The 2,750-nt window shown below is 54.6% G+C and carries 3 protein-coding genes; all 3 read right to left on the reverse strand.

Features of this window, described 5'->3' with window-relative positions:
- A partial coding sequence (locus NB063_RS32105) for a nucleoside monophosphate kinase (RefSeq protein WP_250933934.1) occupies positions 1–762 on the reverse strand: 762 nt, incomplete at its 3' end.
- 309 nt (positions 763–1,071) lie between these two features.
- Positions 1,072–1,575, reverse strand: a complete 504-nt coding sequence (locus NB063_RS32110; protein ID WP_250933937.1) for a hypothetical protein — start codon at positions 1,573–1,575, stop codon at positions 1,072–1,074.
- Positions 1,576–1,750: 175 nt separating this feature from the next.
- Positions 1,751–2,485 carry an SGNH/GDSL hydrolase family protein gene (locus NB063_RS32115; RefSeq protein WP_250933939.1) on the reverse strand — a complete coding sequence of 245 codons (735 nt, stop codon included), beginning with the start codon at positions 2,483–2,485 and terminating at the stop codon, positions 1,751–1,753.
- Positions 2,486–2,750: the final 265 nt, after the last annotated feature.

Below are 2,750 nucleotides of genomic sequence, written 5' to 3' on the forward strand. Positions count from 1 at the left end.
TTTCTCGAGGACAGGATAGGGGCACTCGAAGTACAGCATCTTGGGAAGATCGATGTCTCGACCAAAGATTTCGTACCATCCCTCCAGGTTCGAAAGCGAACGCGGGAAACCGTCGAGGAGAAAGTTCTGCTTGCCGGTCGTTCGGATGATGGTTTCCATCGTGTTCTTAAGGAGCGTCACCGTGATCTCATTTGGAACTAACTGCCCTGCCGCGACGATCGTCTTGATTGTGTCGGCGGTGGCGCCTCCTCGCTCTCGTTCGGCGCGAAGGAGTTCGCCCATCGATAGGTGAGTCCATCCGAGCTGATGCTCGGCCAATTCACACATCGTTCCTTTGCCCGCGCCGGGGCCTCCGAGCACAAATACGACGTTGGGTCGAGGACACGGTTTGCGTGGGTCGTAGTAATGAACCACGACTTTCGGCGCCGGTGCGACGCCCTTCTTGTAAACGTGCCATTCGCGGTCGGTGGGGGGCAACTCATCTTCGCAGGTGATGTCATAGGCAAGATGCCCATCGAGACGCGAGATTCGCCAAGAACGGTAACTGTTGGAGTAGGACAAGGCCGGGCTTCGCGCGGCTTTGCCATCGGCACGATCCCAGGCTCTCTTGCCATTCCAATAACCGACGCTCGACAACGTTCCCGATTCCGACTCGGCGGGCGGTGCGGTGGATGGAATGAACAAACCGTCCACTTCGGGAAGCCCTGCTCCGGAAACTTCCACGTAGAACGTGTTGGGTTCGAGCTTGTTTGTTTCGTCCATAGCACCAGTTACCGATAAAGAGCCGAGTTGTTGATCAAGTCTGCTTGTTGATGCCGGGCACGATCCAAGGGGGCGAATTCGTTGCCGGCAATGAATCGCATCCGATGAGTGGACACGACACGAACGAAGAAAGATTCGTCGCAGAGGATAAGACATCCAATCGCTCAATGACACAACGGCATTGAGCGATTGGAGGGGGGCGAAGCGATGAGGGGCCTGACGGCGACCGCCGGGTTCAGTATTCCCTGAACACCCGGGTAAGAAATGGCGTCTGATTTCGGGAGGAGAGCGTTTTGAGGAACTTGCGTGTTAGCGCTGCTTCTCACGCTCTTCAATTCTCGCAGGAAAATCGACCACGACTAACTTTTGGTTTTTTTTATCCCAAGTGTATTCTTGATAGTAGGGCAACATCGGTAAACGGATGCCGTCGGGTTGCCCCTTCTTGATGATCTCGGCCATAAAAACGTCGTACGTCAGCGGTTTGGGATCCTGGATGCTTTGGGCGTTGCGTAGTTGAATTGCCTGTTCGACCCCCATCCCTCCAATTTTGCCAACCGACGTTCGGTAGGCATCGGCACTGATCATCAGCGGGTTCTTGGATTCCACCTTCGTGCTGGCTAATTCTGCCCCGTCACGCAAGGCTTGCTCAAGATCGAGCACGTTTTGAGTTGTCTTGCCAATCGTTTCACGCGGGGTTGCTTCATCGGCACTCGGTGTCGACGAAGCCGATTTGTCATTGGTCGAAGTCGATGGGAAGCAGCCGATGGGGGCAGCGAGGGCGAGTAAGAGGCCAACGCGGAGGAGGTTTCTCATAATAGGATGCCTAGTGGGGGTGTGGCCGCATGAGTTTTCACGGCAAAAGCGGGATTGCCAATCATCGACAGAATACCGCTTCAAAATACAGCAGCGCGAGATGCACAGCAACAAACAGCAAAACGCCGCGAAATCGTGAGTGGATCGTAAATTCCGTCCTTCTCGTTTCATCGCTTCAACGGTTCTCAGGCAATAGCCCAAGCGACATGTCGATAAATGAGGCGACTTTGTCTGCGATCACTCGATTGCCTTCGGGCGTGTAATGAACGTCATCGGGTGCTTTGCCGAGCTCGTCCATTCGCCCGACAAGGATGCCATCAAGATCGTTCACCAGGACGCCATGTTTTTTCATCACACGTCGTGCTTCGGCTTCGAAAGCGGCGGCCTTATCCGGTGGCACAAGGACTTTGATTTTGTGTTCGGGTTCGGCGCAAGGTGGCGTTGTGGTCGCAAAAATGAGAACCTCGCAGGCTGGTTGGAGGGTCGTAACGATCTTCTCCAAATTGGCTCCGTAGTCTTGGACGGAGATGAGGCCGTCTTGTTTCCAGCCATATAAATCCCACAATCCGAAGTTGAAATGGATGACGTCCCATTGCTTATCGGCGATCCATTGACCGGCGTGTTCAGCTCCGTGTGCGGAAAACTGACAATTACCTCGGACACGTTCCACCTCGGCGATACCCGTTAACGCTGTTTGAACCAAGGGCGTGTACGCGATCGAAATCGAATCGCCGATCAAGAGAACGCGGCGGAGAGTGGAGTCAGAGTTCTTTTGTTGAACGGTTGGGACGCTCGCCTTCTGAGTTTGCTGATCATTCGATTCCAGGTCGGCTGCAAAGATGCACGCGGTGGTCGCGAAGGTGAGCAGCAGAGTCAGGGCGGAACGGTTGAGGGTGGTTTGGCGGGGCATTGTTAGACGAGGAGATGGGGAGAGAAGGCGGGGCGGATTGAGAGTCTAGTCTACGGGACTTTTGTTTTGCTTGTGACTTCGTGGGGCGACGTGGCAATGGCCTTCCAGGTTCGGAGGCTGTCAACGTGCACGTAGTCATCAAGACCCGCAGCTTGAATTCCGAAGTTGGTTTTCCGTTCGGAAAGTCTGAATGTCTCCCGCCAACGATCGTGTCCCCTGCCCTGGCGAAGCAACCGAATCCAAATACTAAGCAGGTATGCAGGAA

Origin of the sequence: Aporhodopirellula aestuarii, assembly GCF_023701485.1 — a bacterium.
In the GTDB taxonomy this organism is placed as follows: Bacteria; Planctomycetota; Planctomycetia; order Pirellulales; family Pirellulaceae; genus Rhodopirellula; species Rhodopirellula aestuarii.